The 24,364-nt window shown below is 69.4% G+C and carries 22 protein-coding genes, 2 tRNA genes and 3 rRNA genes; 15 read left to right on the top strand and 12 right to left on the bottom strand.

Annotation, left to right across the window (positions count from 1 at the left end; all coding sequences use genetic code 11):
- The first annotated feature begins 40 nt into the window (after positions 1-40).
- The gene (locus MOJ79_RS02055; protein ID WP_241922654.1) at positions 41-931 is read left to right on the top strand and encodes an alpha/beta fold hydrolase; all 891 of its coding nucleotides are present in this window, start codon (positions 41-43) and stop codon (positions 929-931) included.
- Here MOJ79_RS02055 and MOJ79_RS02050 read toward each other — a convergent pair.
- The 4 genes from MOJ79_RS02050 to MOJ79_RS02035 form a co-directional block, all read right to left on the bottom strand.
- Positions 916-1,710, bottom strand: coding sequence for a CHAP domain-containing protein (locus MOJ79_RS02050; protein WP_241922653.1), 795 nt, complete (start codon positions 1,708-1,710; stop codon positions 916-918). The two genes, MOJ79_RS02055 and MOJ79_RS02050, sit on opposite strands and share 16 nt — an antisense overlap.
- A gap of 195 nt (positions 1,711-1,905) precedes the next feature.
- A complete protein-coding gene (locus MOJ79_RS02045; RefSeq protein WP_119289666.1) occupies positions 1,906-2,100 on the bottom strand; it encodes a YgaP family membrane protein in 195 nt (64 codons plus the stop codon).
- Between the two features lie 86 nt (positions 2,101-2,186).
- Positions 2,187-2,858 (bottom strand): Crp/Fnr family transcriptional regulator, encoded by a 672-nt coding sequence (locus tag MOJ79_RS02040; RefSeq protein WP_241922652.1) that lies wholly within the window; start codon positions 2,856-2,858, stop codon positions 2,187-2,189.
- Between the two features lie 82 nt (positions 2,859-2,940).
- On the bottom strand, positions 2,941-3,528 hold the full coding sequence (locus tag MOJ79_RS02035) for a flavin reductase family protein (protein ID WP_241922651.1): 588 nt from the start codon (positions 3,526-3,528) through the stop codon (positions 2,941-2,943).
- Positions 3,529-3,590: 62 nt separating this feature from the next.
- Here MOJ79_RS02035 and MOJ79_RS02030 point away from each other — a divergent pair, with 62 nt between their 5' ends.
- Positions 3,591-4,496 carry an EamA family transporter gene (locus MOJ79_RS02030; protein WP_119289660.1) on the top strand — a complete coding sequence of 302 codons (906 nt, stop codon included), beginning with the start codon at positions 3,591-3,593 and terminating at the stop codon, positions 4,494-4,496.
- Positions 4,497-4,569: 73 nt separating this feature from the next.
- Here MOJ79_RS02030 and MOJ79_RS02025 read toward each other — a convergent pair whose 3' ends face one another.
- The 4 genes from MOJ79_RS02025 to MOJ79_RS02010 form a co-directional block, all read right to left on the bottom strand.
- Positions 4,570-5,400 carry a TlpA disulfide reductase family protein gene (locus MOJ79_RS02025; protein WP_241922650.1) on the bottom strand — a complete coding sequence of 277 codons (831 nt, stop codon included), beginning with the start codon at positions 5,398-5,400 and terminating at the stop codon, positions 4,570-4,572.
- On the bottom strand, positions 5,397-6,752 hold the full coding sequence (locus MOJ79_RS02020; RefSeq protein WP_241922649.1) for a DUF3422 family protein: 1,356 nt from the start codon (positions 6,750-6,752) through the stop codon (positions 5,397-5,399). The genes MOJ79_RS02025 and MOJ79_RS02020 overlap by 4 nt, the downstream gene beginning before the upstream one ends.
- A 68-nt stretch (positions 6,753-6,820) precedes the next feature.
- A complete protein-coding gene (petA, locus tag MOJ79_RS02015) occupies positions 6,821-7,423 on the bottom strand; it encodes a ubiquinol-cytochrome c reductase iron-sulfur subunit (protein ID WP_241922648.1) in 603 nt (200 codons plus the stop codon).
- Positions 7,424-7,957: 534 nt separating this feature from the next.
- Positions 7,958-8,593 carry a tetratricopeptide repeat protein gene (locus tag MOJ79_RS02010; RefSeq protein ID WP_241922647.1) on the bottom strand — a complete coding sequence of 212 codons (636 nt, stop codon included), beginning with the start codon at positions 8,591-8,593 and terminating at the stop codon, positions 7,958-7,960.
- Positions 8,594-8,757: 164 nt separating this feature from the next.
- Between MOJ79_RS02010 and lipB the strand changes: the two genes are divergently transcribed.
- Positions 8,758-9,459, top strand: coding sequence for a lipoyl(octanoyl) transferase LipB (gene lipB / locus MOJ79_RS02005; RefSeq protein ID WP_241922646.1), 702 nt, complete (start codon positions 8,758-8,760; stop codon positions 9,457-9,459).
- Positions 9,460-9,485: 26 nt separating this feature from the next.
- Positions 9,486-10,454 (top strand): lipoyl synthase, encoded by a 969-nt coding sequence (gene lipA, locus MOJ79_RS02000; protein ID WP_241922645.1) that lies wholly within the window; start codon positions 9,486-9,488, stop codon positions 10,452-10,454.
- A gap of 9 nt (positions 10,455-10,463) precedes the next feature.
- On the opposite strand, the gene MOJ79_RS01995 is transcribed toward lipA, so the two are convergent.
- Positions 10,464-10,811, bottom strand: coding sequence for a carboxymuconolactone decarboxylase family protein (locus MOJ79_RS01995; RefSeq protein WP_241922644.1), 348 nt, complete (start codon positions 10,809-10,811; stop codon positions 10,464-10,466).
- Positions 10,812-10,907: 96 nt separating this feature from the next.
- Positions 10,908-11,417 (bottom strand): peroxiredoxin family protein, encoded by a 510-nt coding sequence (locus MOJ79_RS01990; RefSeq protein WP_241922643.1) that lies wholly within the window; start codon positions 11,415-11,417, stop codon positions 10,908-10,910.
- Between MOJ79_RS01990 and MOJ79_RS01985 the strand changes: the two genes are divergently transcribed.
- Positions 11,416-12,105 (top strand): DUF4197 domain-containing protein, encoded by a 690-nt coding sequence (locus tag MOJ79_RS01985; RefSeq protein WP_241922642.1) that lies wholly within the window; start codon positions 11,416-11,418, stop codon positions 12,103-12,105. The genes MOJ79_RS01990 and MOJ79_RS01985 overlap by 2 nt on opposite strands.
- Here the strand turns inward: MOJ79_RS01985 and MOJ79_RS01980 are convergent.
- Positions 12,083-13,267: a hypothetical protein gene (locus MOJ79_RS01980; protein ID WP_241922641.1), complete on the bottom strand. Its 1,185-nt coding sequence runs from the start codon at positions 13,265-13,267 to the stop codon at positions 12,083-12,085. The genes MOJ79_RS01985 and MOJ79_RS01980 overlap by 23 nt on opposite strands.
- A gap of 206 nt (positions 13,268-13,473) precedes the next feature.
- Here MOJ79_RS01980 and MOJ79_RS01975 point away from each other — a divergent pair, with 206 nt between their 5' ends.
- From MOJ79_RS01975 to MOJ79_RS01960, 4 genes are read left to right on the top strand one after another with little or no spacing between them, the layout of a single operon-like run.
- Positions 13,474-13,992: a hypothetical protein gene (locus MOJ79_RS01975; protein ID WP_241922640.1), complete on the top strand. Its 519-nt coding sequence runs from the start codon at positions 13,474-13,476 to the stop codon at positions 13,990-13,992.
- On the top strand, positions 13,989-15,254 hold the full coding sequence (locus tag MOJ79_RS01970) for an MFS transporter (protein ID WP_241922639.1): 1,266 nt from the start codon (positions 13,989-13,991) through the stop codon (positions 15,252-15,254). Before MOJ79_RS01975 ends, MOJ79_RS01970 begins: the two co-directional genes overlap by 4 nt.
- Positions 15,255-15,276: 22 nt before the next feature.
- The gene (locus tag MOJ79_RS01965; RefSeq protein ID WP_241922638.1) at positions 15,277-15,729 is read left to right on the top strand and encodes a PTS sugar transporter subunit IIA; all 453 of its coding nucleotides are present in this window, start codon (positions 15,277-15,279) and stop codon (positions 15,727-15,729) included.
- The gene (locus MOJ79_RS01960) at positions 15,698-15,967 is read left to right on the top strand and encodes an HPr family phosphocarrier protein (protein WP_119289633.1); all 270 of its coding nucleotides are present in this window, start codon (positions 15,698-15,700) and stop codon (positions 15,965-15,967) included. The genes MOJ79_RS01965 and MOJ79_RS01960 overlap by 32 nt, the downstream gene beginning before the upstream one ends.
- Positions 15,968-15,989: 22 nt before the next feature.
- On the opposite strand, the gene MOJ79_RS01955 is transcribed toward MOJ79_RS01960, so the two are convergent.
- Complete coding sequence (locus tag MOJ79_RS01955) at positions 15,990-16,826, bottom strand: GNAT family N-acetyltransferase (protein ID WP_241922637.1); 837 nt, start codon at positions 16,824-16,826, stop codon at positions 15,990-15,992.
- 167 nt (positions 16,827-16,993) lie between these two features.
- Here MOJ79_RS01955 and ptsP point away from each other — a divergent pair, with 167 nt between their 5' ends.
- The 6 genes from ptsP to rrf all read left to right on the top strand — a co-directional run bounded on the left by ptsP (position 16,994) and on the right by rrf (position 24,256).
- Positions 16,994-18,757 carry a phosphoenolpyruvate--protein phosphotransferase gene (gene ptsP / locus MOJ79_RS01950; protein ID WP_241922636.1) on the top strand — a complete coding sequence of 588 codons (1,764 nt, stop codon included), beginning with the start codon at positions 16,994-16,996 and terminating at the stop codon, positions 18,755-18,757.
- A gap of 335 nt (positions 18,758-19,092) precedes the next feature.
- Positions 19,093-20,621, top strand: a 16S ribosomal RNA gene (locus MOJ79_RS01945).
- 142 nt (positions 20,622-20,763) lie between these two features.
- A tRNA-Ile gene (locus tag MOJ79_RS01940) sits at positions 20,764-20,840 on the top strand.
- A 10-nt stretch (positions 20,841-20,850) separates the two neighbouring features.
- A tRNA-Ala gene (locus MOJ79_RS01935) sits at positions 20,851-20,926 on the top strand.
- Between the two features lie 230 nt (positions 20,927-21,156).
- Positions 21,157-24,032 (top strand): 23S ribosomal RNA (locus MOJ79_RS01930).
- A gap of 111 nt (positions 24,033-24,143) precedes the next feature.
- Positions 24,144-24,256, top strand: a 5S ribosomal RNA gene (gene rrf, locus MOJ79_RS01925).
- The 16S, 23S and 5S rRNA genes sit together here with 2 tRNA genes alongside, the layout of an rRNA operon.
- Positions 24,257-24,364 lie beyond the last annotated feature (108 nt).

The raw sequence follows: 24,364 nt of genomic DNA, 5'->3' as shown, positions 1-24,364 counted from the left end.
TGAGCGCGGCGCAGCCACCGCGACACGACGGAAGGGTTCGATGGCGGTCGAGGAGTGCGTGCACCGCCTGCGGCGTCCCGGCGGCGTGACGATCGCCTACGCCGTGCACCGCCCGCCGGTGCCGGATGGCCCGCCGCTGCTGCTGATCCACGGCCTGGCGAGCAACCGCAGTCGCTTCGCCGAGTTCGCCGAGCACACCGTGCTGGCGTCGCGCCGTGCGCTGATCCGCGTCGACCTGCGCGGCCACGGCGAGTCGATCACGCGCCGGCGCGTCGGCACCGACCTGTGGTGCGACGACCTCGCGGCCGTGCTCGACGCCGAAGGCGCGGCGACCGCCATCGTCGTCGGCCACAGCCTCGGCGCGCAGGTCGCGCTGCACTTCGCGCGCCGCCACCCGCGGCGGGTGGTCGCGCTGGTGCTGATCGACCCGGTGTTCCGCTCGGCGCTGCACGGGCGCTGGCTGCGGCTCGCGCAGGCCGCGCCGCTGATCGCGCTGGCCGCGTGCCTCGTGCGCGGGCTCAACGCGCTCGGCGTGCACCGGCGGGCGCTGCCGCCGCTGGACCTGCGTGCGCTCGACGAGGCCGCGCGCCGCGCACTCGGCTCGCCCGAGGCCGAGCGCGCGTTCATCGCGCGGTACAGCTCGGCGCGTGCCGACTTGCGCCACGTGCCGCTGGCGGTCTACCTGCAGGACCTGGTCGAGATGTTCGCCCCCGCACCGTTGCCGCGCGAGCTCGGCGTGCCCGTGCTCGCGCTGCTGTCGACCGGCGCGACGTTCGCCGACGCGGGCCAGATGCGCGCCGCCCTCGCCGGGCCGAACGTCACGGTGCAGCCGATCGCCTGCCAGCACTGGCCGCTCACCGAGCGGCCGCTCGAGGTGCGCGCGGCGGTCGAACGCTGGTGCGACGCGCTGACACCTCAGACGCCGGCGTAGTCGATGAAGCCCTTGTTGACGCTGGCCAGCCGGCGCGCGAGCCGGTAGACGCCACCGCCCTCGCGGCCTTGCGACGCGTCGGTGTTGCCCTCGATCGTGTGGATGTGACCGCCTTCGACGCGCTCGACGAAGCCGGTGTGACCGAGGCCGCCGCCGAAGTCCATGATGAACACCATGCCGGGGCGCACCCGCCGCGGGTCGTCGATCGCGGCGCGCGCGGGGATGCGGCGCGCGCCGTGGCGCTCGGCGCGGTTCCAGTGGTTCAGGCAGCCGGCGGTGCGCACCATCGGATTCGCGCGGCCGGCGTCGCGCGCCGCCTCGTCGAAGCACCAGTACGTGAACGCGCAGCACCACGCCAGCCCCGGTGCGACGCCGGCGCGGCGCAGGTACTCGTCGACCTCGGGGCCGCGGTTGCTGTTGCGCGGCTGCTCGCGCACGCCGGCGTCGGCAGCCGCGCCCGCGTGAGCGAGCACGGCGGCAAGGAACGGGTCGGTCACCTCGTGCGCCTGGGGCACGCGCTCGCGGCCGAACAGCGCGGCCCACGTCAGCGCACCGACCTCGCCGTCGATCTTCAGCGGCTGGCCGTGCTCGTCGACGTGCCGGGCCTGGAACAGCTGCACCGCCTGCTTCATGCGCGGGCCGAAGTGCGGGTTGTCGGGGTCGAGCACGATCGCCTCGCCGCCACGCAGCACCAGCGCCTTGTTCAGCGCCGTCTTCAGCGCGCGGACAATGCGCGGGTCCGCCTCGCCCATCTTGATCACACGGCCGGGATATCTCATCGGTGCGTCTCCTCGCAGCGGGGCTGCCGGCCGATGCTAGGGGCCTGACCGTCGAATCGCACCGCTGCCTCTAGGGGGAGGGCGGCGTTCCGCACCGTGGCTGCCGCGGTGCGGCCGGGGTGCGCGCGCCCGGCGCGTCGGACGCGTGCACGTCGAGGCCGACCGCCGACGCGGTGGCGCCGGCGGCCGGTGGGCTCAGGTGCCCTTGGTCTTGCAGGTGCTGATGCCGAACGGCAGGTAGGCCGGGCACCAGCCGAGCGCGGCGGTGACGATCGGCACGATGCCGATGTAGCCCCACGCACCGATCGTGCCGGTGGCCGCGAGCGCCACCAGCACGATGCCGACCACGAAGCGAAGGATGCGGTCGATGCCGCCGACGTTGGGTTTCATGCGCGATCTCCTCGAAAAGGACGGTCCCCGCGGGACCGCGTGCGAATGATGCTAGATCGCGTGCCGCCCGCGGTCGGTGACCCCGGTCACACCGTGCCGGTCGCGGCCAGTGCGCGCAGCGCGGCGGCGTCGACGATCTCGACGCGCTCGCGTCCCAGGCGCACCCAGCCGGCACGCTCGAAGCGCTTGAGCAGCCGCGTGACGATCTCGCGCACGGTGCCGATCTCGTCGGCCAGCGCCTGGTGCGTGGCCAGCACGACGCTGCCGTGCCCGAGCAGCGTCGCGGCGAGCCGCTGGTCCAGGCGCTGGAAGGCCACCGCCTCGACGAGCGCCATCAGCTCGGCCAGCCGGTCGGCGAACACGCCGAACACGAAGCGGCGGAACGGCTCGTGCGCGGTCCAGCGCTCGAAGCCGGTTGGGTCGAGCACGACGAGTTCGCTCGGCTGCGCCGCGACGCCGTGCGCGGCGAGCAGGCCGTGGCCGAACAGGCACGACGTCGATGCGACGCAGACCTCGCCCGGCGTCACGCGGTACAGCTCGAGCGAGCGGCCCTGCGGCGTGCCGCGCGCGACGCGCACCTCGCCGGCGACGACGAGTGGAAAGCCGCGGCACGGTGTGCCTTCCTCGAACAGCACGGTGCCGGCGCTCACCTGCATCGCCTGCGCGTGGCGGGCGAGCACCGGATCGCGCAGCGGCGGCGCCAGTTCGGCGATCGCGGGGTACAGCTCGAGCAGGCGGGCGGTGGCGGCAGGCGGCATCGGTGACGTCGTGACGGCGGGCAACGCCGGCACTGTAAGCCGCACGCCGCCGGCGCGTGCGCGACCGCCGGCAGCGCGCCGATCAGGCCACGGGCGGCAGCACGCGGCCGCGCACCGTGGCCGCCGGTGACGCGAACACGCCGCCGCCGAGGTGGTGCAGCGTGTGCAGCGCCGCGTTGCCGTCGTGCATCGACCAGCGACCGTGCGCGAACACGCGCGCGTCGGCCTGCGCCGAGACGACTTCGGCGAACACGGTGTCGTAGGCCTGTTCGGTGTGCGCCTCGGGGATGCGCCGGCACTCGAGCCACGCGACACAGCCCTCGACCAGCGGCAGGCCCAGCACCGGGCCGCTGAACGTCGCGATGCCGTAGGCGGCGAACTTGTCGCCGCCGGCGACGTCGCGCGCCGAGACGCTGCCCACGGTGTACGTCAGGTCGGCGAGCGCACGGCCCGGCAGGCTGAGCGCAAACGTGCCACTGGCCAGCACCAGATCGTGCGTGACGGTGTGCTTGTCGATCACGACGGCCACGCGCGGCGGCGTGAACTCGACCGGCATCGACCACGCCGCCGCCATCACGTTGCGCCGCCCGCCGTGCGAGCTCGTCACGAGCACGGTGGGGCCGTGGTTGACGAGGCGGCTGGCGTGGGACAAGTCGACGGGCTGGCGCATCGATCGGCAGTGTAAGCAGCGGCCGACCGGGGGGCTCGCGCGTCGGCGCCGACAATGGCCGCATGATTGCCCGCCCCACGGCGCTGCCGCCGAGCGCCTTCGCCACGCTGCTGCTGATCGCGCTGATGATGGGCGCCAACCACGTCGCCGCGCGCGTCGCGTTCGACCACGGCGTCGACGTCGCGACCGCGGTGACGTGGCGCAGCGCGTTCACGGCGCTCGCGGTCGGCGTGCTGCTGGCCGTGCAGCGCGTGCCGCTGCGCCTGCAGCCGCGGCACCGGCGCGCGCTGCCGGCCATCGGGGTGCTCGTCGCGGTGCAGAGCCTGTGGCTGTACGCGGCGGTCGCGCGGCTGCCGGTGGCGTTGGCGCTGCTCGCGTTCAACACCTACCCGCTGTGGACCGCGCTGTGGGCGCGCGTGCTGTACCGCCAGCGCGCCGAGCGCCGCGTGCTGGTCGCGATGCCGGTGCTGCTGGCCGGGCTCGCGCTCGCGCTCGACGTCTTCGGCGCCGCGTCGGGGCTCGGCGCGGCCGCACAGTGGGGGCGCATCGGTGCCGGTGTCGCCTTCGCGCTCGGCGCCGGCGCGGTGTTCGGCCTCGCGCTGGTGTGGACCCAGCACGAGGCCGGCGACCTCGACGGGCGCGTGCGCACCGCGGGCACGATGGGCATCGTCGCGGTGCTGGCGCTGGCCGGCACTGCGACGCAGGGCGGCCTGCACCTGCCGCAGGCGGCGGCCGGCTGGTGGGGCCTCGTGGCGCTGACGCTGCTGTACGGCACCGCGTTCACGGTGATGTTCACCGTGCTGCCGCGGCTGGGCGTCGTCGGCAACTCGGCGATCATGAACGTCGAGCCGGTGTTCGCGCTCGTGCTCGCGTGGGCGATTCTCGGCCAGGCGATCGCGCCGGTGCAGGTCGCCGGCGCGATCGTCGTCGTCGCCACCGTCGTGGGGCTCGGGCTGCGACGGCGCTGAACGCGGCAGCCCCACCCCGAGCACGCGCTGCAGCGGTCGCGACGGGGTGCCCGCTGAATGTCGGTCGGCCGTGTCAGTGCGGGGATGGCCGCGAGGCGGTCGTGGTCTGCAGCACGCGCAGCCGGCTCGCGAGCGACGCGGCGCTGAGCATCCCGAAGTGACGCTCGACGACGCGGCCCTGCGCGTCGACGAACAGCGTCGTCGGCAGCCCGGTCGAACCGATCGCGGGCCCGAGCCGCGACGCGCGGTCGAGCCACACGCCGTCGAGCGCGAACGGCTGTGCCGCGAGGAAGCGCTGCACGGCCGCGGCGTCCTCGCCCTGGTTGACGAACACGAAGCGCACGCCGCGCTCGCGCTGCTGCGCGGCGGCGAACGCGGGCAGCTCGGCGCGGCACGGTGCGCACCAGCTCGCCCACAGGTTGATCACGGCCGGCTGGCCGTGCACGAGCACGTGCAGGTCGGCCGGCGTGCCGTCGAGCGCCTGCAGCGCGAGCGCAGGCAGCGCGGGGCGGTCGTGCACGCCCAGCAGCGTCGACGACACGCCCCAGCACACGGCGCCCGCGGCCGATGCCGCCGCGAGCGGACGCCGCAGCGGCGCGGCACGCAGGCCGCGCCACGCGAGCACGGCCAGCGCCACCGCGACGCCGACCGCCGGCGACCAGCCGCCGTCGCGGATGTCGAGCACGCTCCACGGCGACGCGAGGTAGGCGTCGGCGGCGCCGGCGACGAACGCGACGCGCGCGGCCACGAAGCCGGCCAGCGCCGCGAGCCACACGGCGTCGCCGGCTTCGCGCGCATGCGCCCCGGCCATGCGCGCGGCGAGCCCTTGCGCGACCAGCAGCGCAACGAGCCACAGCAGCGGAGCGATGGGAAACGCGAGCGGGCCGACCTGCAGCGCCGTCATGCGCCCGTGCTGTGCAGGCGTTCGTGGATGCGGCGCGTCGTGCGCCACACGCCCCACAGCACCAAGGGGATCAGCGCGCCGACGGTGATCTCCGGGTCGAGCGGCAATCCGGCCGACTTCGCGGCCTTCGCGCCGTACAGCATCAGGCTGACGACGTAATACGAAATCGCGGCGATCGACAGCCCTTCGACGGTGGTCTGCAGCCGCAGCTGCAGTTCCTGCCCGCGCGTGAGCTTGGCCAGCAGCTGCTGGTTCTGTGCCTCGGTGGCGATGTCGACGCGCGTGCGCAGCAGGGCGCTCGCGCGCTCGACACGCTGCGACAGCGACGCAAGCCGCTGCGCGGTGGCGGCCACGGTGGCGATCGCCGGGTTCAGCCGGCGCTGCAGGAACTCGCCGATCGTCTGCGTGCCGGGGATCGCCGCTTCGCGCAGCTCGGCGAGGCGCTCGGCCACCAGCGTGCTGTACGCGCGCGTGGCGGCGAAGCGGTAGTCGTGCGCGGCGGTCGCGCGCTCGAGCCGCCCGGCCAGCGCGACGAGGCGGTCGAGCAGCTCCTGGTCGGAGGCCTGGCCGGCCTCGAGCTGCTCGGTCAGCGACGCGAGTGTCGCCTCGGCGTCGCCGAGCATCGGCGCCAGCGACTTGGCCGCCGGCAGGCCGCGCAGCGCCATCATGCGGTAGGTCTCGAGCTCGAGCAGGCGCTGCGAGATGCGCCCGGCGCGCGTCTCGGTCGTGTCGGGCGGCGCGATGACGAGCATGCGCTCGTAGCCGCTCGCGCGCAGCTGGAAGTCGGTCACGGCGCACGAGTGGCTGCCGCCGCCCGGGGCACGGCCCATCAGCGACGCGACGACGGGGCGACCGCCGAACCAGCGCTGCGCCAGCGGGACCAGCGCCGCGGGGTCGGCGAGGTCGCCGTGCACCATCGCGAGCTTGATCGCCGCCACGGTGCGCCCGGGGATCTCGCGCAGCCACTGCGGATCGACGACGACGGCCGGCAGCAGCTCGGGGTCGGCAGCGCCGAGCGCGGCGCTGTCGGGCAGCGGCTGCACGATCGAGTAGCGCGTGAACTCGGTGTGACGCTCCCACTTGACGGTGCAGCCACCCAGGCGCAGGCGCAGGAAGTTGCCCGCCAGCGCGTCGAGCGGCAGCGCGTCCTGGCCGGGCAGGCGGCGCAGGTGCGCGCACTCGGCGTCGCGGCCGATGCCCGCGTTGAGCACGGCGACGTAGACGACGAGCGCCGGCAGCCGGATGCGCGCCGACGGGCGCGCGTGCACTTCGTTGTGCAACACCTCGCGCAGCGCGTCGTCGGGCGGCAGCGCGAGGTGCGTCGGGGGGGTGCCGGGGTCGGGAGGCGTCATCCGGGGGCGGCGCGGGCAGCGGCCCCCGCATTCTGCCCGCGCAGCCGGCAGGCCGGCCGCGTCGCCGTTCAGGCCTGGTCTTCGCCGATCAGCAGCCGCGAGTCGCTGACGTAGCGATGCGGCGGGATCTCGAGGTTGGTCGGCGCGGGCTTGTTGCGGAACACGCGGCCCGCGCCGTCGAACGTCGAGCCGTGGCACGGGCAGAAGAAGCCCCCGGCCCAGTCGGCGCCGACGCTGGGGTTCGCGCTGCCGGCCGGCACCGCGGTCGGCGAGCAGCCCAGGTGCGTGCAGATCCCGACCGCGACGAAGATCTCGGGCCGGATCGAGCGCGTCGCGTTGCGTGCGTAGTCGGGCTGCTGGGGACGCAGCGACTGGGGGTCGGCGAGGTCGGGGTGCGGGCGTTCGACGGCGGCCAACATCTCGGGTGTGCGACGCACGATCCACACCGGCTTGCCGCGCCACTCGACGGTCTTCATGCCGCCCGGCGGGATGTCCGACAGGTCGACCTCGACGGCGGCACCGAGCGCGCGGGCGCGCTCGCTTGGCGCGAACGACGCGACGAACGGGACCGACGCCCCGACCGCGGCGACGCCGCCGGCGGCCGAAGCCGTCAGAACCCAGAAGCGGCGCTCGGGGTCGGTCGGCGCCGGGCGCATCGTGTCGGTGCTCATCTCGGACTCTCCTTTCTTCGGTCAGTGGGGATTCTTCGGGGCCACTCTGTGTCGCGGGCCGTGCGATCGCGGCCGCTCCGCTGCCGACCGTCAAGACCCGTGCCGGCGCCAGCCGTTCCGCAAAGAGCCATCGCGCAGCCCGGCGATCGCGGCGCGGCTGCGGCAGCGTCGGCACGCGTTGGAGTGCGTCGCGCGCGCATCGGTTCGCGCGGTTCGACGACGGCTCTGCAGGCCGCCGGGCGCACAGGTTCGCGAGACCGATGCATGGTGCAGGCCGTATACGGCAATAAGTATCATGCAACGCACTGCACCTGCCGTCCACGACGATGACCGATCCCGCTGCACCGCCTCGCGCTGCCCGCACCGCCGCCACCGGGTCGCGGCGTGCCGTCGTCATGGCGGCGGCCGCACTCGCCGTCGCGGCCGCCGCGACGGCGCTCGGCGGCTGGCGCCTCGTGCGCCCGGGACCCTGAAGGGCGCCGCGATGGGCGTGGTGCGCGGCGCGCGCCGGTCGGCGTCGACGGCGCGCGCGGCTCAGCAGCCCGGCGCGCGCAGCCGGTCCTGCAGTTCGCGCACCTTCGCTGCCGCCGCGGCGTCGCCGGCGTCGGCGGCCAGTGCGTACCAGTACAGCGCCAGCCGCAGGTCGCACTCGACGCCGAGGCCAGCCTCGTACATCGATGCGATCAGATACATCGCGCCGACGTCGCCGGCGTTGGCCGCCTCGCGGTACCAGCGTGCGGCCTGCGCCATGTCGGTCTCGGTGCCGCGGCCGAGGTAATACGACGTCGCGACCTCGACCTGCGCCTCGACGCTGCCGGCGGTCGCGGCGCGCAGGTACCAGCGGTGCGCGGCGGGCAGGTCGGCGCGGCCGGTGGCCGTCCCGTCCTCGTGCAGCCGCGCGAGCTGCACCATCGCGGTGACGAAGCCGCCGTCGGCGGCACGCTCGAGCAGCACCAGCGCCGCCGGGACACCGCCGACGAGGTCGCCGCGCAGCTGCATCATCGCCAGGTTGTAGTGCGCCGCCGGGACGCCGGCCGCCGACAGCCGCTCGAAGATCGCGCGTGCCTCGTCGACGCGGCCGGCCTCGTACGCGCGCACGCCGAGTTCGAGCTGCGCACGCACGGCCCCCGAGGGCGGTGGCGACTGTGCGAAGGCCGCCGTGGCAGCCACGGCCAGGGCGAGCGCTGCGAGCCGGGCACGCAGCAGGCGGGATCGGGGGGCTTTCAATGCGCGGTTCTTCGTCGTCGGCGGGACAGGCCGTCGCGCTGCCACGCGCCTGCACACCCCGGCTGCGAGTGTGCCGCAGGATGCGCCGCGACGCCGACAATGCCGGCATGACGGCTGCTGCCTCACCCCTGCCCGAGCCCCCGGTCGTGCGCCTGCTCGGCGCGCGCGACTACGCCGCCACCGACGCGGCGATGCGCGCCTTCACCGCCGCGCGCGACGCCACCACGCGCGACGAGGTCTGGCTCGTCGAGCACCCGCCGGTGTTCACGCAGGGCGTGGCCGGCCGCAGCGAGCACGTGCTGGCGCCCGGCGACATTCCCGTCGTGCAGACCAACCGCGGCGGGCAGGTCACGTACCACGGGCCGGGGCAGGTCGTCGCGTACCCGCTGGTCGACCTGCAGCGGCTGGGCATCTACGTCAAGGAGTACGTGTTCCGGCTCGAGACGGCGGTGCTGAAGGTGCTCGAGGACTACGGCGTCACCGGCCACCGCGTCGCCGGCGCGCCGGGCGTCTACGTGCGCCTCGACGACCCCTTCGGCCACGCGACGCTGGCCGGGCCGCGCGATCCGCGCGACCCGTTCCGCGGGCTCGGCAAGATCGCCGCGCTGGGCATCAAGGTCAGCCGCCACTGCGCGTACCACGGCGTCGCGCTCAACGTCGCGATGGACCTCGAGCCGTTTCGCCGCATCCACCCTTGTGGCTATGCCGGGCTCGAAACGGTCGATCTGGCTAGACTTGGGGTTTTCACCACCTGGGGCGAGGCGGCCGATCGGCTCGCGCGCCGGCTGGCCGACCAGCTGACGCCCTGACCTGTGCCCCGCCGACGCCGACCGCGATGACGACGCCCACCCCCGCCTACGACCCGTCCGCCAAGCAGAAGGCGCAGGCCAAGACCGCGCGCATCCCGATCAAGGTCGTGCCGGCCGAGGTGCTGAAGAAGCCCGAGTGGATCCGCGTCAAGGCCGGCAGCCCGACGACGCGCTTCTACGAGATCAAGCAGATCCTGCGCGAGCACCGGCTGCACACGGTGTGCGAGGAGGCGAGCTGCCCCAACATCGGCGAGTGCTTCGGCAAGGGCACCGCGACGTTCATGATCATGGGCGACAAGTGCACGCGCCGCTGCCCGTTTTGCGACGTCGGCCACGGCCGCCCCGATCCGCTCGACGCCGACGAGCCGCTGAACCTCGCGAAGACGATCGCGGCGCTGAAGCTCAGGTACGTCGTCATCACCAGCGTCGACCGCGACGACCTGCGCGACGGCGGCGCGGCGCACTTCGTCGAGTGCATCCGCAAGACGCGCGAGCTGTCGCCCGGCACGCAGATCGAGATCCTGACGCCCGACTTCCGCGGCCGCATGGACCGCGCGCTCGGCATCCTGAAGGCCGCGCCGCCCGACGTGATGAACCACAACCTCGAGACGGTGCCCCGGCTGTACAAGGAGGCGCGCCCGGGCTCGGACTACCAGTTCAGCCTGACGCTGCTGCAGCGCTTCAAGCAGGAGGTGCCCGGCGTGCCGACCAAGAGCGGGCTGATGGTGGGGCTGGGCGAGACCGACGACGAGATCCTGCAGGTCATGCGCGACATGCGCGCGCACGGCATCGACATGCTGACGATCGGCCAGTACCTCGCGCCCAGCGGCCACCACCTGCCGGTGCGCCGCTACGTGCACCCCGACACGTTTGCGATGTTCGAGCGCGAGGCCTACGCGATGGGTTTCACGCACGCCGCGGTCGGACCGCTCGTGCGCTCGAGCTACCACGCCGACCGGCAGGCGCACGCGGCCGGCATCGCGCCGGTGGCGTGACCGACGCGCTCAGCAGGCGCTGAACTGCTCCCAGGCCTGCAGCGCCTCGGCGGCATACATCAGCGACGGCCCGCCGCCCATGTAGACCGCCACGCCGAGGGCTTCCTCGAACTCGGCCTTCGTCGCGCCGAGCTTCACGAGAGCCTTGGTGTGGAAGCCGATGCACGCCGGGCAGCGCTGGCTGACGCTGATGCCCAGCGCGATCAGCTCCTTGGTCTTCTCGCTGAGCGTGCCGTCGGCCATCGCGGCGGAGGCCATCGCGCTGAAGCCCTGCATCGTCGCGGCCTGCGACTTGCGAAACGGCACGAGCTGCCGCGACACGTTCTGCGTCAGCTCGGGAAACGACGGGGTGGTCATGGCGAAAGGAGGCAGGTTGAACGATACCCGCCACCCTAGACGCAATCGCCGTTGCCGGGCTTGACCTCGCGCAAGCCCGCCGCACGGGAGGCCGGCTCAGCCGCGCGTCAGCAGCTTGTCGACCAGCGCGTGCAGTGCCGCGAAGTCGGGCTCGCCGACGTAGCGCTTGACGATCTCGCCGCGCTGGTTGATCAGGAACGTCGTCGGCGTCAGCCGCACGTCGCCGAAGCGCTGCGCGATCTCGCCGGTGTTGTCGATCGCTACCGCGAATGGCAGCTGCCGCGTCTCGGCGAAGCGCGAGACGAAGGCCGGCGGGTCGTAGCTCATCGCCACGGCGATCGTCTCGTAGCCGCGGGCACGGAATTTCTCGTGCGTCGCGGCGATCTGCGGCATCTCCTTGACGCAGGTGACGCAGCTCGTGGCCCAGAAGTTGACCAGCACCACCTTGCCGCGCAGGTCGTCGCTGGTGACCTTCGAGCCATCCAACAAGGTGTAAGTGACCGCCGGCGCCGGCTCCAGACGTGCCAGACTCTGCCACGCGAGCAGGGCGATCACGACGGCGATCGTGCCGGCGAACGCGGTGACGACGGAACGGGAGAGCTTCATGACAGCAGGTGCGGTCGGTCGAAGGCAGTTTACGGCAGCGCTCGTTTCGAGTGCGGCAGCGGGGTTGGCGTTCCCGGCGTGGGCGCTCAGCGAGTCCGATGCCGCGGCGGGGGTGCGTGCCGCACTCGAGCGCGCCGGCACCGCGGCAGTGCAGCTGCTCGGCCGCAAGGACGGCTTCTGGGGCAACAAGGCGCTGCGCATCGGGCTGCCGCCGCCGCTGGACTCGGCGGCCCAGGTGATGAAGGCGATGGGCCAGGGCAGGCGCGTCGACGAGCTCGAGTTGGCGATCAACCGCGCGGCCGAAACGGCGGTGGCCGGTTCGCTCGACCTCGTGCGCGGTGCGGTGCGCTCGATGACGGTCGAGGACGCGGTGGCGATCGTGCGCGGCGGCGAGACCGCCGTCACGCAGTTCTTCGAGCGCAAGACGCGCGAGCCGCTGACGCAGCGCTTCCGCCCGATCGTCGACGACGCGACGCGCAAGCACGCGCTGGCCGAGAAGTACAACGCGCTGGCCCAGCGCGCGGCTGCCGCGGGGCTCGTCAAGGGCGAACAGGCGAGCATCGAGGCCTACGTGACCGACAAGGCGCTCGACGGCCTGTACCGCACGATCGGCGAGGAGGAGCGCAAGATTCGCCGCGACCCGGTGGCCACCGGCAGCGCGCTGCTCAGGCGGGTGTTCGGTCGCTGAGCGGCGGCGGGGCGTCCTGCGACAGCTCGAACATCAGCGCCGCGGGCAGCGCGTCGGCCAGCGTCGCGCGGCCGACGCGGGCGATGCCGCCGGCGTCGAACGGTGACGTGTTCAGCCGCGGACCGTCGTCGGCGACCTCGACGAACACGGGGGGGTGCGCGAGCGTCCGCAGGTCGGCGTGCAGCGCGCGCAGCCGCTCGCCGGCCAGTTGCGCGTCGTGCACGAGCACGTGCGGCGGGCCGGCCTGGCAGAACTCGCGCGCGCCTTCGACCGAGCCGACGATGTCGATCATCAGTCCGAGCGGGCGCAGCGCGTCGCGGATCTCCTGCCGCAGGTCGCGCCGCGCGGTGACGACGAGCACGTGGTGGCCGGCCAGCGGTCGCGAGCCGAACGTCGAATTGAAGCCGGTGTCGAGCTCGAGGGTGCTGATGCCCTCGATCGGCGCGTAGACGGTGCGCGGGAACTCGACCGTCAGCCGGCAGCCGCAGGCGGTGTCGGCGCGCTCGAGCACGAGGCCGGCGGTGACGGCGATCTGGCGCAGCAGCTGCCAGTCGAGCGTGTCCAGCGCGTCGACGTGCATCGGTGCCTGCGGGTCGGGCACCTCGTCGGTGGGCCGGTGGCGAAAGCGCACGTGCAGCCGCGCACGTGCCGGCCACGAGCGGTGGTCGAGCCCGATGTGCAGCGCCGAGCGCGTGTGCGCCAGCGCCCAGTCGAGGGTGGCGTGCAGCAGGCGGTGCAGCAGCGGCGGGTCGACGACGACGGCGGCCGGCCGGATCGTCTCGAGCAGCGGCGTGCCGCGGCGGCGCGCCGCGGGCTGCCGCTCGGCGACGACTTCGCGCAGCACGAGCGCCAGATCGAGCTGCTCCGGGCGCCGCTGCAGTGCCGGGTTCGCGAGCCGCGCGAGCTGCTGCGCGAGCAGCGCCGCGGCGCGGGCGCGCTCGATCTCGCGCGCCAGCGCCTGCAGCGCCACCGGGTCGCGGCCCGGGCCGTCGGTCAGCGCGCGCAGGCGTTCGAGCGCGGCAGTCAGCGGTTGCGCGACTTCGGCACCGAACTGGGCGAACAGGGCCGACCAGTGCGCGTCGGCGACGTCGTGCGCATCGCCGCCGTCGATGGCGGTGCGCGCGGGATCACCCGCCCGCGGGGCGTCGTGGGTCGAGTCCATACCTCCTGGCCGTCGTGGGCTTCTTCGTGGGGAGCGCCGGTGACGCCGGCAGCAACGTGCCGGGCCCGCGCGAACCGTCGACAGTATCTCCGCGCCGGCGCCCGGGCGATCGGGGGGCGGCCGCGGTCGTGCCAAAACCGCACGCCCGTGCCCCGCGTTCGCGGGGCGGGCGGGCCGTGTGCAGGCGCCACCCATAATGCGCCGCGATGAAGACGACCCCGTGGACGCTCGCCGTCGTGCTGGCCATGGCGGCGTGCAGCCCGGTCGAAGACTGGCGCGAAGTGCGCCCGGCCGGCAGCGGTGCGCTGCTGCTGTTCCCGTGCAAGCCCACCAGCCTGACGCGCCCTGTCGCGCTGGCCGGCGCTGCAGTCGAGCTGACGCTGCTGGCCTGCGCCGCCGGGCCCACCACCTACGCGCTGACGCACGGGGACGTCGTCGACCCCGCGCGGGTGACGCCGGCCCTGCAGGCGCTGGCGGCGTCTGCGGCCGCCAACATCGGTGCCGAGCCGGTGAGCGGCGAGCCGCTGGCGGTGCCCGGGATGACGCCCAACCCGTACGCGCGGCGCTGGGCGCTGCACGGGCGGCTGCCCGACGGCTCCGAGGTCCGTGAAGACGTGCTGACGTTCGCCAGGGGCACGCGCGTGTTTCAGGCCACCGTGATCGGCCCGGCGCCGGCGCCGGAGTCGGTGCGCGTGTTCTTCGAGAGCGTGAAGCTGGCGCCGTGAGCGGCACTGCGGCGGCCACGCCCGCGGCGGCGACGCGCACCGCGGCGACGATCTTCGTCGCGTTCGCGTTCGCCTACTTCTTCTCCGCGTTGCTGCGCGCGGTGATGGCGACGCTCGCACCGGCGTTCAGCGCCGAGCTCGGCCTCGGCGCAGGCGACCTCGGGCTCCTCGCGGGCGCGTACTTCCTCGGCTTTGCGGCGCTGCAGCTGCCGCTGGGCAGTGCGCTCGACCGTCACGGCCCCAAGCGCGTGCTGCTCGCGTTCCTCGCGGTGGCCGTGCTCGCGTGCGCGGCGTTCGCGCTGGCGCGCAGCTTCGCCGGGCTGCTGGTCGCTCGCACGCTGATCGGTGTGGGCGTCGCGGCGTGCCTGATGGCGCCGCTGACGTGCTTCCGTCATCGCTTCACGCCGGCGCTGCAGCTGCGCGCCAACTCGTGGATGCTGATGACGGGATCGCTCGGGATGCTGGCGTCGACGGTGCCGGTGCAGGCGCTGCTGCCGCTGCTGGGGTGGCGCGGCCTGTTCTGGGTGCTGGCGGCGCTGCTCGCGGTGTCGATGGCGGTCATCGCGTGGGGCGTGCCGCGTGACGAGCGCGCGGCGGCCGAGAACGAAGGGTCGGGCGCGAGGGGCGGCTATCGCGACATCTTCCGGCACCCGATGTTCGTGCGTCTGCTGCCGATGGGCTTCGTGCACTACGGCGGCCTGGTGGCGGTGCAGTCGCTGTGGGCGGGGCCGTGGCTGACGCAGGTCGCCGGCCACACGCCGCAGGCCGCGGCGCGTGGGCTGTTCGCGATCAACCTGTCGATGCTGGTCGCGTTCCTCGCCTGGGGCCTCGTGATGCCGCGACTGCTGCGCGCCGGCTGGCACGCGCAGCGCCTGATCAGCGCCGGCGTGCCGGTGAGCCTGGCGCTGCTGGTCGTGGTGGTCGCGCTCGGCGAGCGCAGCGGCGCCACGGCCTGGGCGCTGTGGTGCGTCTCGTGCAGCGTGGTGTCGCTCGCGCAGCCGGCCATCGGGCAGGCTTTCGACACCGCGCGCGCCGGTCGTGCGCTGTCGGCCTACAACCTCGTCATCTTCGGCGGCGTGTTCTGCGTTCAATGGGGCATCGGGCTGCTGATCGACCTGCTGCGCGCGCTCGGCTGGGCGCCGCTGGCGTCATTCCAGGCCGCGTTCGCCGTGTTCGCCGTGCTCTGTGTCGCGTCGTACCTGTGGTTTCTGGCGCTCGGCGGGCGCGAGGCACCGGCCGGGACGGCGGCGCGCCCGTCGTGACCTCGCATAATCCGCCGTCGCCATGGCTGCCCTCCTGATCGTCGCCCACGCGCCGTTGGCCTCGGCCCTGGCGTCGGTGGCGCGGCACACCGGCCTGAATCCCGACGCCGTGATCGAGGCGTTCGACGTGCCGCCGGGGCTGCGCGGCCTCGACGAGATCAGCGAGCGGGTGCGCGACGTGCTGGTGCGCATGAACCAGCCGCAGGTGCTGGTGCTGACCGACGTCTTCGCCGCGTCGCCGTGCAACGCCGCGCTGCAGTGCGCCGACGGCGTGAGCGTGCGCGTCGTCAGTGGCGTCAACGTGCCGATGCTGTGGAAGGTCGTCGACCACGTGCACGACCCGCTCGATCAACTCGTGGCCGCCGCCGTCGCGGCCGGCCAGCAGGGCGTGATGCAGTTGTCGACGCCCGCCCCGCAGGTTCAACCCCGCCGCGCCGCCGCCCATGATCAGAACCACGCTCAGCATCAGCAATAGGCTCGGCCTGCACGCGCGCGCGTCGGCCAAGCTGACCAAGCTGGCCAGCGGCTTCGCCAGCGACGTGCACCTCAGCCGCAACGGCCGGCGCGTCAACGCCAAGAGCATCATGGGCGTGATGATGCTGGCGGCCGGTCCCGGCAGCGAGGTCGAGCTCGAGGTCGACGGCCCCGACGCCGAGGCCGCGGCCGCGGCGATCGTTGCGCTCGTCGCCGACCGCTTCGGCGAAGGCGAGTGACGCGGCGGCGGGCCGGCGGCCCTCAAGCCACTGCGGTTGGGCGCCGGAAGCGCGCCGGCAGGTCGGCGGTGCGCAGCAGCAGCGGCAGGTCGGCCGTCGCGAAGTCGGGGTCCCAAGCCGGTGTGCCGAGCAGTCGAGCGCCGCAGCGCAGGTAGCCCTTGATCAGCGAGGGCAGGGGCGCGTCGAGGTCGCGCCGCAGCGACTCGATCGGCAGCGGCAGACGCGGACGCACTTGCCACTGGATCGGCGCGCGGTGGCTGCGGTCCAGTCGCGCCCACAGGCTGGCGGCCAGGTGGCCGCCGTCGCGCATCGAGACGCTGGCGCAGCCGATCGCGGTGTCGAAGCGGTTGCGGCCGAGGAAGTCGGCCAGCGCGTTCCACAGCGCGAGGATCACGGCGCCGTCGCGCCACTGGGGCGCGACGCAGGCGCGGCCGAGCTCGACCATGCTCGGGCGCAGCGCGCGCAGCCGCGTGAGGTCGAACTCGGTGTCGGTGTAGTAGCCGCCGGCGCGGCGCGCCGCCTCGGGCGTCAGAACGCGATAGGTGCCGACGACCTCGGGGGCGTCGTCGGCGCCACGGTGCACCCGCACGAGCAGGTGCTCGCAAAACGGGTCGAAGACGTCGGCGTCGTGGCCGGCGGGCGTTCCCGGCGGCACGCGCGGCTGGGCCCCCATCTCGTCGACGAAGACGCGGTGACGCAATCGCTGTGCGGCGCGCACGTCCTCCTCGTCGCAAGCCCAGGCCACGTCGATGCGCACCGCGGCGCGCGTGGCCCCGGCGTCGCGCACCGGTGCGTCGTCGGCCGGCGGCCGGTGCAGCAGGGCGGCCAGCGGCCGGGTGGGCAGGGGCAGGTCCCGCATCGACATCCTCCATCTACGGCGTCGATCGTCGGGGCCTGGCGTGAACGCGCGATGAAGTGGCGGTGACAGCCGCGTGACGGCGCCTGTGGATGGCGCCATCGACGGGCTCCAGCGGCCGGGCTGCGTCTGCGTGCTGCGGCGGCCGGCGCCGCTGCTACAGTGACCGCATGAGCATCCAGATCTTCGGGCTGCCGGTGTCGCGCGGCGTCGCGATCGGGCGTGCGGTGCTCGTGGCGTCGAGTCGGGTCGACGTGGCGCACTATTTCATCGATGCCGCCGACATCCCCCGCGAGGTCGAGCGCCTGCGTCGTGCGCGCGACGCCGTGGCCGAAGAGCTGTCGCACCTGAAGGACGAGCTGCCGCACGACGCGCCGCCCGAGTTGTCGGCGCTGCTCGACGTCCACCTGATGCTGCTGCACGACGAGGCGCTGACGCAGCCGACCAAGCAGTGGATCAGCGAGCGTCATTACAACGCCGAGTGGGCGCTGTCGGCGCAGTTCGAAGTCGTTGCGCGGCAGTTCGACGAGATGGAGGACGAGTACCTGCGCGAGCGCAAGGCCGACCTCGAGCAGGTCATCGAGCGGCTGCTGCGTGCGCTGGCGCGCGACGCGGCCGGGCAGCCGCCGGCGGGTCCCGGCGCGCTGACCCGCGACTTCGGCGGCGAGGACCCGCTGGTGCTGGTGTCGAGCGACATCGCACCGGCCGACCTGCTGCACTTCAAGCGCAGCGTGTTCACCGGCTTCGTCACCGACGTCGGCGGCCGAACGTCGCACACCGCGATCGTCGCGCGCAGCATGGACATCCCGGCGGTGGTCGGCGCGCGCGAAGCCAGCCGCGTGATCCGGCAGGACGACTGGCTCGTGATCGATGGCGACGCAGGCGCCGTGATCGTCAACCCGTCGCCGATCGTCCTCGAGGAGTACCGCTTCCGCCAGCGCCAGATCGAGCTCGAGCGGGCGAGACTGCACCGCCTTCGCTTCACACCGGCCGTCACGCTCGACGGCGAAGCGGTCGAACTGCTGGCCAACATCGAGCTGCCGAGCGACGCGCTGGCGGCACTCGAGGCCGGCGCCGTCGGCGTGGGCTTGTTCCGCAGTGAGTTCCTGTTCCTCAACCGCGGCGGCGCGCTGCCGGACGAGGACGAGCAATACGAAGCTTACCGGGCGGCCGTCGAGGCGATGGGCGGTCTGCCGGTGACGATCCGCACCGTCGACATCGGTGCCGACAAGCCGCTGGATCGCATGTCCGCGCAGGAACTGCGGCACGACCATTCGCTGAATCCGGCGCTCGGGCGGCGGGCGATCCGCTGGAGCCTGGCTGAGCCCGCGATGTTCCGCCAGCAGGTGCGTGCGATCTTGCGCGCGAGCGCGCACGGCAAGGTCCGCATGCTCGTGCCGATGGTGATGCACCCGCGCGAACTGCATCAGACGCGGGAGGTGGTCGCACGCGCGAAGCGCCAGCTCGAGGACGCAGGGCGGCCGTACACCGACATCGAGATCGGCGCGATGATCGAAGTGCCAGCCGCTGCGCTGACGCTGCCGTCGCTGCTGCCGCTGGTGGACTTCGTGTCGATCGGCACCAACGACCTGATCCAGTACACGCTCGCGATCGACCGTGCCGACGAGGCCGTCGCGAGTCTGTACGAGCCGTGGCACCCCGCCGTGCTGCGCCTGGTTGCCGACGTGATCGCCGCCAGCCGCAGGGCGGGCAAGTCCGTGAGCGTGTGCGGCGAGATGGCCGGAGACCCGGCGTTCACCGAGCTGCTGCTGGCGATGGGCCTGCGCAGCTTCTCGATGCACCCGGCGCAAATCGCCGCCATCAAGCAGCGCATCCTGCGCGCAGACGCACGCCGGCTTGCCACCCTCGTCGACGAGGCGCTTGCGGCCGATGACCCGGCGCAGGCCTGGGCGCGCTTGCTGCGAAGCCGGTGACGCCGGGAGCATCCGGGTGGCTTGCGTGCGCACACCGAGGTCTGGAGCGGGCCGGGCCGGCAAGCCTGCTATAGTCCGCCCCTCGCTGAAGTGCAGCCCGCGCCGCTTCGGTCGAAACGCAAAAACCCAGCGCTTGACACGGGTATGCGGATCGAATCAGAATAGCGGTCTTCGCTGATGACAACAGCGACGCGCCGAAAGGCAAGTTCTTTAACAACATACAGCCGATAAGCGTGGGCGTTTGACGGCGAATGCCAAGGATCGCAAGGTCCACAAACGCTCACGGAAGCAGAAGTGAAGTTCACTTCAATTCCGTTTTGAGCAACTTCAAGATCAAACTGAAGAGTTTGATCCTGGCTCAGATTGAACGCTGGCGGCATGCCTTACACATGCAAGTCGAACGGTAACGCGGGGCAACCTGGCGACGAGTGGCGAACGGGTGAGTAATGCATCGGAACGTACCCAGTAGTGGGGGATAGCCCGGCGAAAGCCGGATTAATACCGCATACGACCTACGGGTGAAAGCGGGGGACCGCAAGGCCTCGCGCTATTGGAGCGGCCGATGTCGGATTAGCTAGTTGGTGGGGTAAAGGCCTACCAAGGCGACGATCCGTAGCTGGTCTGAGAGGACGACCAGCCACACTGGGACTGAGACACGGCCCAGACTCCTACGGGAGGCAGCAGTGGGGAATTTTGGACAATGGGGGCAACCCTGATCCAGCCATGCCGCGTGCGGGAAGAAGGCCTTCGGGTTGTAAACCGCTTTTGTCAGGGAAGAAACGCGCTGGGCTAATACCTCGGCGTAATGACGGTACCTGAAGAATAAGCACCGGCTAACTACGTGCCAGCAGCCGCGGTAATACGTAGGGTGCGAGCGTTAATCGGAATTACTGGGCGTAAAGCGTGCGCAGGCGGTTGTGCAAGACAGATGTGAAATCCCCGGGCTTAACCTGGGAACTGCATTTGTGACTGCACGGCTAGAGTACGGCAGAGGGGGATGGAATTCCGCGTGTAGCAGTGAAATGCGTAGATATGCGGAGGAACACCGATGGCGAAGGCAGTCCCCTGGGCCTGTACTGACGCTCATGCACGAAAGCGTGGGGAGCAAACAGGATTAGATACCCTGGTAGTCCACGCCCTAAACGATGTCAACTGGTTGTTGGACGGCTTGCTGTTCAGTAACGAAGCTAACGCGTGAAGTTGACCGCCTGGGGAGTACGGCCGCAAGGTTGAAACTCAAAGGAATTGACGGGGACCCGCACAAGCGGTGGATGATGTGGTTTAATTCGATGCAACGCGAAAAACCTTACCTACCCTTGACATGCCCGGAATCCTGCAGAGATGTGGGAGTGCTCGAAAGAGAACCGGGACACAGGTGCTGCATGGCCGTCGTCAGCTCGTGTCGTGAGATGTTGGGTTAAGTCCCGCAACGAGCGCAACCCTTGTCATTAGTTGCTACGAAAGGGCACTCTAATGAGACTGCCGGTGACAAACCGGAGGAAGGTGGGGATGACGTCAGGTCCTCATGGCCCTTATGGGTAGGGCTACACACGTCATACAATGGCCGGTACAGAGGGCTGCCAACCCGCGAGGGGGAGCCAATCCCAGAAAACCGGTCGTAGTCCGGATCGTAGTCTGCAACTCGACTGCGTGAAGTCGGAATCGCTAGTAATCGCGGATCAGCTTGCCGCGGTGAATACGTTCCCGGGTCTTGTACACACCGCCCGTCACACCATGGGAGCGGGTTCTGCCAGAAGTAGTTAGCCTAACCGCAAGGAGGGCGATTACCACGGCAGGGTTCGTGACTGGGGTGAAGTCGTAACAAGGTAGCCGTATCGGAAGGTGCGGCTGGATCACCTCCTTTCTGGAAGATGCATTCAAAGTCTCGCGCCCACACTTATCGGCTGTTGTTTTCGACAGTGAGTGAGGCGTGAACTGCGATGCGACGCCCAGTGTGGCGCGCATCTCGGCCAAAGGCCCTTCGCGATTCACGGTAGACACGAGAAGGGTCTGTAGCTCAGTCGGTTAGAGCACCGTCTTGATAAGGCGGGGGTCGTTGGTTCGAATCCAACCAGACCCACCAACTCTCGTTCGGGGGTGTAGCTCAGCTGGGAGAGCACCTGCTTTGCAAGCAGGGGGTCATCGGTTCGATCCCGTTCACCTCCACCACTAAATCTGACACTCAAGCGTCTTGTGGTCGGCGTTTGCGTGTCCGATTCTATCGGCTGTCGTTCTTTAACAAATCGTAGAGTCGAATCAGCGTCGGTCTGTGTCGGGGAATTTAACCCCGAACAGATCGATCATGATTGCGTCACCAAATCGTGGCCGGATGGTCACGAATACGGCATAACGCAAATACTTAGATAGTCCTTGGCGGCGCGCAAGCGTCAAAGTTATAGGGTCAAGTGACTAAGTGCATGTGGTGGATGCCTTGGCGATTACAGGCGATGAAGGACGTGATAGCCTGCGATAAGCTTCGGGGAGCTGGCAAATAAGCTTTGATCCGGAGATTTCCGAATGGGGAAACCCGCCCGCAAGGGCATCAACATCTGAATCCATAGGATGTTGAGGCGAACCGGGCGAACTGAAACATCTCAGTAGCTCGAGGAACAGACATCAACCGAGATTCCGAGAGTAGTGGCGAGCGAAATCGGACCAGCCTGCACTCTTTAGCGCGCGATCTATCGGAACGATCTGGAAAGGTCGGCCATAGCGGGTGATAGCCCCGTACGGGAAAGATTGCGCGTAGAACTAGGTGTGCGAAAAGTAGGGCGGGACACGTGAAATCCTGTCTGAAGATGGGGGGACCATCCTCCAAGGCTAAATACTCGTAATCGACCGATAGTGCACAAGTACCGTGAGGGAAAGGCGAAAAGAACCCCGGGAGGGGAGTGAAATAGATCCTGAAACCGCATGCATACAAAAAGTCGGAGCCCGCAAGGGTGACGGCGTACCTTTTGTATAATGGGTCAGCGACTTACATTCAGTGGCGAGCTTAACCGAGTAGGGAAGGCGAAGGGAAACCGAGTCCGAACAGGGCGTCTAGTCGCTGGGTGTAGACCCGAAACCAGGTGATCTATCCATGGCCAGGATGAAGGTGCGGTAACACGCACTGGAGGTCCGAACCGACTACTGTTGCAAAAGTAGCGGATGAGCTGTGGATAGGGGTGAAAGGCTAAACAAACCTGGAGATAGCTGGTTCTCTCCGAAAGCTATTTAGGTAGCGCCTCAGGTATTACCGTCGGGGGTAGAGCACTGTTATGGCTAGGGGGTCATGGCGACTTACCAAACCATTGCAAACTCCGAATACCGATGAGTACAGCCTGGGAGACAGAGCACCGGGTGCTAACGTCCGGACTCAAGAGGGAAACAACCCAGACCGCCAGCTAAGGTCCCCAAAATTGGCTAAGTGGGAAACGAAGTGGGAAGGCTAAAACAGTCAGGATGTTGGCTTAGAAGCAGCCATCATTTAAAGAAAGCGTAATAGCTCACTGATCGAGTCGTCCTGCGCGGAAGATGTAACGGGGCTAAGCCAGTTACCGAAGCTGCGGATTTGCACGCAAGTGCAAGTGGTAGGAGAGCGTTCTGTACGCCTGTGAAGGTGGATCGTGAGGTCCGCTGGAGGTATCAGAAGTGCGAATGCTGACATGAGTAGCGTTAAAGGGGGTGAAAAGCCCCCTCGCCGTAAGCGCAAGGTTTCCTACGCAACGTTCATCGGCGTAGGGTGAGTCGGCCCCTAAGGCGAGGCAGAGATGCGTAGCTGATGGGAAACAGGTCAATATTCCTGTACCGATGTGCAGTGCGATGTGGGGACGGAGAAGGTTAGCTCGGCCGGGTGTTGGATGTCCCGGTTCAAGCCTGTAGTCGTGGCCCTTAGGCAAATCCGGGGGCCTTAGATGAGGGGTGATAACGAGGAAGCTTGCTTCCGAAGCGAGTGATACCCTGCTCCCAGGAAAAGCCACTAAGCTCCAGCTGCACACGACCGTACCGCAAACCGACACTGGTGCGCGTGATGAGTATTCTCAGGCGCTTGAGAGAACTCTGGAGAAGGAACTCGGCAAATTGACACCGTAACTTCGGAAGAAGGTGTGCCTCGAGTAGGTGAAGTTGAACAGACGGAGCCCAAAGAGGTCGCAGAGAATCGGTGGCTGCGACTGTTTATTAAAAACACAGCACTCTGCAAAGACGAAAGTCGACGTATAGGGTGTGACGCCTGCCCGGTGCTGGAAGATTAAGTGATGGGGTGAAAGCTCTTGATCGAAGTCCCAGTAAACGGCGGCCGTAACTATAACGGTCCTAAGGTAGCGAAATTCCTTGTCGGGTAAGTTCCGACCTGCACGAATGGCGTAACGATGGCCACACTGTCTCCTCCAGAGACTCAGCGAAGTTGAAATGTTTGTGATGATGCAATCTCCCCGCGGAAAGACGGAAAGACCCCATGAACCTTTACTGTAGCTTTACATTGGACTTTGAACAGATCTGTGTAGGATAGGTGGGAGGCTTTGAAGCCGGGACGCCAGTTCCGGTGGAGCCGACGTTGAAATACCACCCTGGTGTGTTTGAGGTTCTAACCTAGGCCCGTGATCCGGGTTGGGGACAGTGTATGGTGGGCAGTTTGACTGGGGCGGTCTCCTCCCAAAGCGTAACGGAGGAGTTCGAAGGTACGCTAGGCACGGTCGGAAATCGTGCTGTTAGTGCATAGGCATAAGCGTGCTTGACTGCGAGACTGACAAGTCGAGCAGGTACGAAAGTAGGACTAAGTGATCCGGTGGTTCTGTATGGAAGGGCCATCGCTCAACGGATAAAAGGTACTCTGGGGATAACAGGCTGATACCGCCCAAGAGTTCATATCGACGGCGGTGTTTGGCACCTCGATGTCGGCTCATCTCATCCTGGGGCTGTAGTCGGTCCCAAGGGTATGGCTGTTCGCCATTTAAAGAGGTACGTGAGCTGGGTTTAAAACGTCGTGAGACAGTTTGGTCCCTATCTTCCGTGGGCGCTGCAAGATTGAGAGAGCCTGCTCCTAGTACGAGAGGACCGGAGTGGACGCACCTCTGGTGTATCGGTTGTCACGCCAGTGGCATTGCCGAGTAGCTAAGTGCGGAAGAGATAACCGCTGAAAGCATCTAAGCGGGAAACTCGTCTCAAGATGAGTCTTGCCGGGGCCTCGAGCCCCCTGAAGAGTCGTTCGAGACCAGGACGTTGATAGGCCGGATGTGGAAGCGCAGTAATGCGTTGAGCTAACCGGTACTAATTGCTCGTGAGGCTTGACCCTATAACTTTGACGCGCTGTCGTCGAAAGTTATGTCGTGCGGTGATGCAATCTGCTGTATTCGACTCTATCGATTTGACGTGCGAAGCATGTGCTTCCACGTGACAAGTTAAGCCTGATGACCATAGCGAGGTGGTCCCACTCCTTCCCATCCCGAACAGGACAGTGAAACGCCTCAGCGCCGATGATAGTGCGGATTCCCGTGTGAAAGTAGGACATCGTCAGGCTAATATTTAAAAAGGGCCTCGCTTTCTGCAGCGAGGCCCTTTTCCTTTTTCGGGCTTTTGCGGGTGGGCGGGCAGCGCGCGGTGGACCTTCGTGTCTGGCCTTTCGCG

This window comes from Calidifontimicrobium sp. SYSU G02091 (assembly GCF_022631395.1).
Taxonomy (GTDB): Bacteria; Pseudomonadota; Gammaproteobacteria; order Burkholderiales; family Burkholderiaceae_C; genus Calidifontimicrobium; species Calidifontimicrobium sediminis.
The sequence above is the reverse complement of the archived record's forward strand: the minus strand, read 5'-3'. Positions and strand labels throughout refer to the sequence as shown.

Excerpts from the sequence above, each read along its gene's own strand:
- MOJ79_RS01965 (WP_241922638.1), top strand. The coding sequence starts at position 15,277 with ATGGCTGCCCTCCTGATCGTCGCCCACGCGCCGTTGGCCTCGGCCCTG.
- MOJ79_RS01960 (WP_119289633.1), top strand. The coding sequence starts at position 15,698 with ATGATCAGAACCACGCTCAGCATCAGCAATAGGCTCGGCCTGCACGCG.
- MOJ79_RS01990 (WP_241922643.1), bottom strand. The coding sequence starts at position 11,417 with ATGAAGCTCTCCCGTTCCGTCGTCACCGCGTTCGCCGGCACGATCGCC.
- MOJ79_RS02050 (WP_241922653.1), bottom strand. The coding sequence starts at position 1,710 with ATGAGATATCCCGGCCGTGTGATCAAGATGGGCGAGGCGGACCCGCGC.
- MOJ79_RS01955 (WP_241922637.1), bottom strand. The coding sequence starts at position 16,826 with ATGCGGGACCTGCCCCTGCCCACCCGGCCGCTGGCCGCCCTGCTGCAC.
- MOJ79_RS01975 (WP_241922640.1), top strand. The coding sequence starts at position 13,474 with ATGAAGACGACCCCGTGGACGCTCGCCGTCGTGCTGGCCATGGCGGCG.
- MOJ79_RS02055 (WP_241922654.1), top strand. The coding sequence starts at position 41 with ATGGCGGTCGAGGAGTGCGTGCACCGCCTGCGGCGTCCCGGCGGCGTG.
- MOJ79_RS01985 (WP_241922642.1), top strand. The coding sequence starts at position 11,416 with ATGACAGCAGGTGCGGTCGGTCGAAGGCAGTTTACGGCAGCGCTCGTT.
- lipA (WP_241922645.1), top strand. The coding sequence starts at position 9,486 with ATGACGACGCCCACCCCCGCCTACGACCCGTCCGCCAAGCAGAAGGCG.
- lipB (WP_241922646.1), top strand. The coding sequence starts at position 8,758 with ATGACGGCTGCTGCCTCACCCCTGCCCGAGCCCCCGGTCGTGCGCCTG.
- MOJ79_RS02040 (WP_241922652.1), bottom strand. The coding sequence starts at position 2,858 with ATGCCGCCTGCCGCCACCGCCCGCCTGCTCGAGCTGTACCCCGCGATC.
- MOJ79_RS02020 (WP_241922649.1), bottom strand. The coding sequence starts at position 6,752 with ATGACGCCTCCCGACCCCGGCACCCCCCCGACGCACCTCGCGCTGCCG.
- MOJ79_RS01980 (WP_241922641.1), bottom strand. The coding sequence starts at position 13,267 with ATGGACTCGACCCACGACGCCCCGCGGGCGGGTGATCCCGCGCGCACC.
- MOJ79_RS02030 (WP_119289660.1), top strand. The coding sequence starts at position 3,591 with ATGATTGCCCGCCCCACGGCGCTGCCGCCGAGCGCCTTCGCCACGCTG.
- ptsP (WP_241922636.1), top strand. The coding sequence starts at position 16,994 with ATGAGCATCCAGATCTTCGGGCTGCCGGTGTCGCGCGGCGTCGCGATC.
- MOJ79_RS01995 (WP_241922644.1), bottom strand. The coding sequence starts at position 10,811 with ATGACCACCCCGTCGTTTCCCGAGCTGACGCAGAACGTGTCGCGGCAG.
- petA (WP_241922648.1), bottom strand. The coding sequence starts at position 7,423 with ATGAGCACCGACACGATGCGCCCGGCGCCGACCGACCCCGAGCGCCGC.
- MOJ79_RS02035 (WP_241922651.1), bottom strand. The coding sequence starts at position 3,528 with ATGCGCCAGCCCGTCGACTTGTCCCACGCCAGCCGCCTCGTCAACCAC.
- MOJ79_RS02045 (WP_119289666.1), bottom strand. The coding sequence starts at position 2,100 with ATGAAACCCAACGTCGGCGGCATCGACCGCATCCTTCGCTTCGTGGTC.
- MOJ79_RS02025 (WP_241922650.1), bottom strand. The coding sequence starts at position 5,400 with ATGACGGCGCTGCAGGTCGGCCCGCTCGCGTTTCCCATCGCTCCGCTG.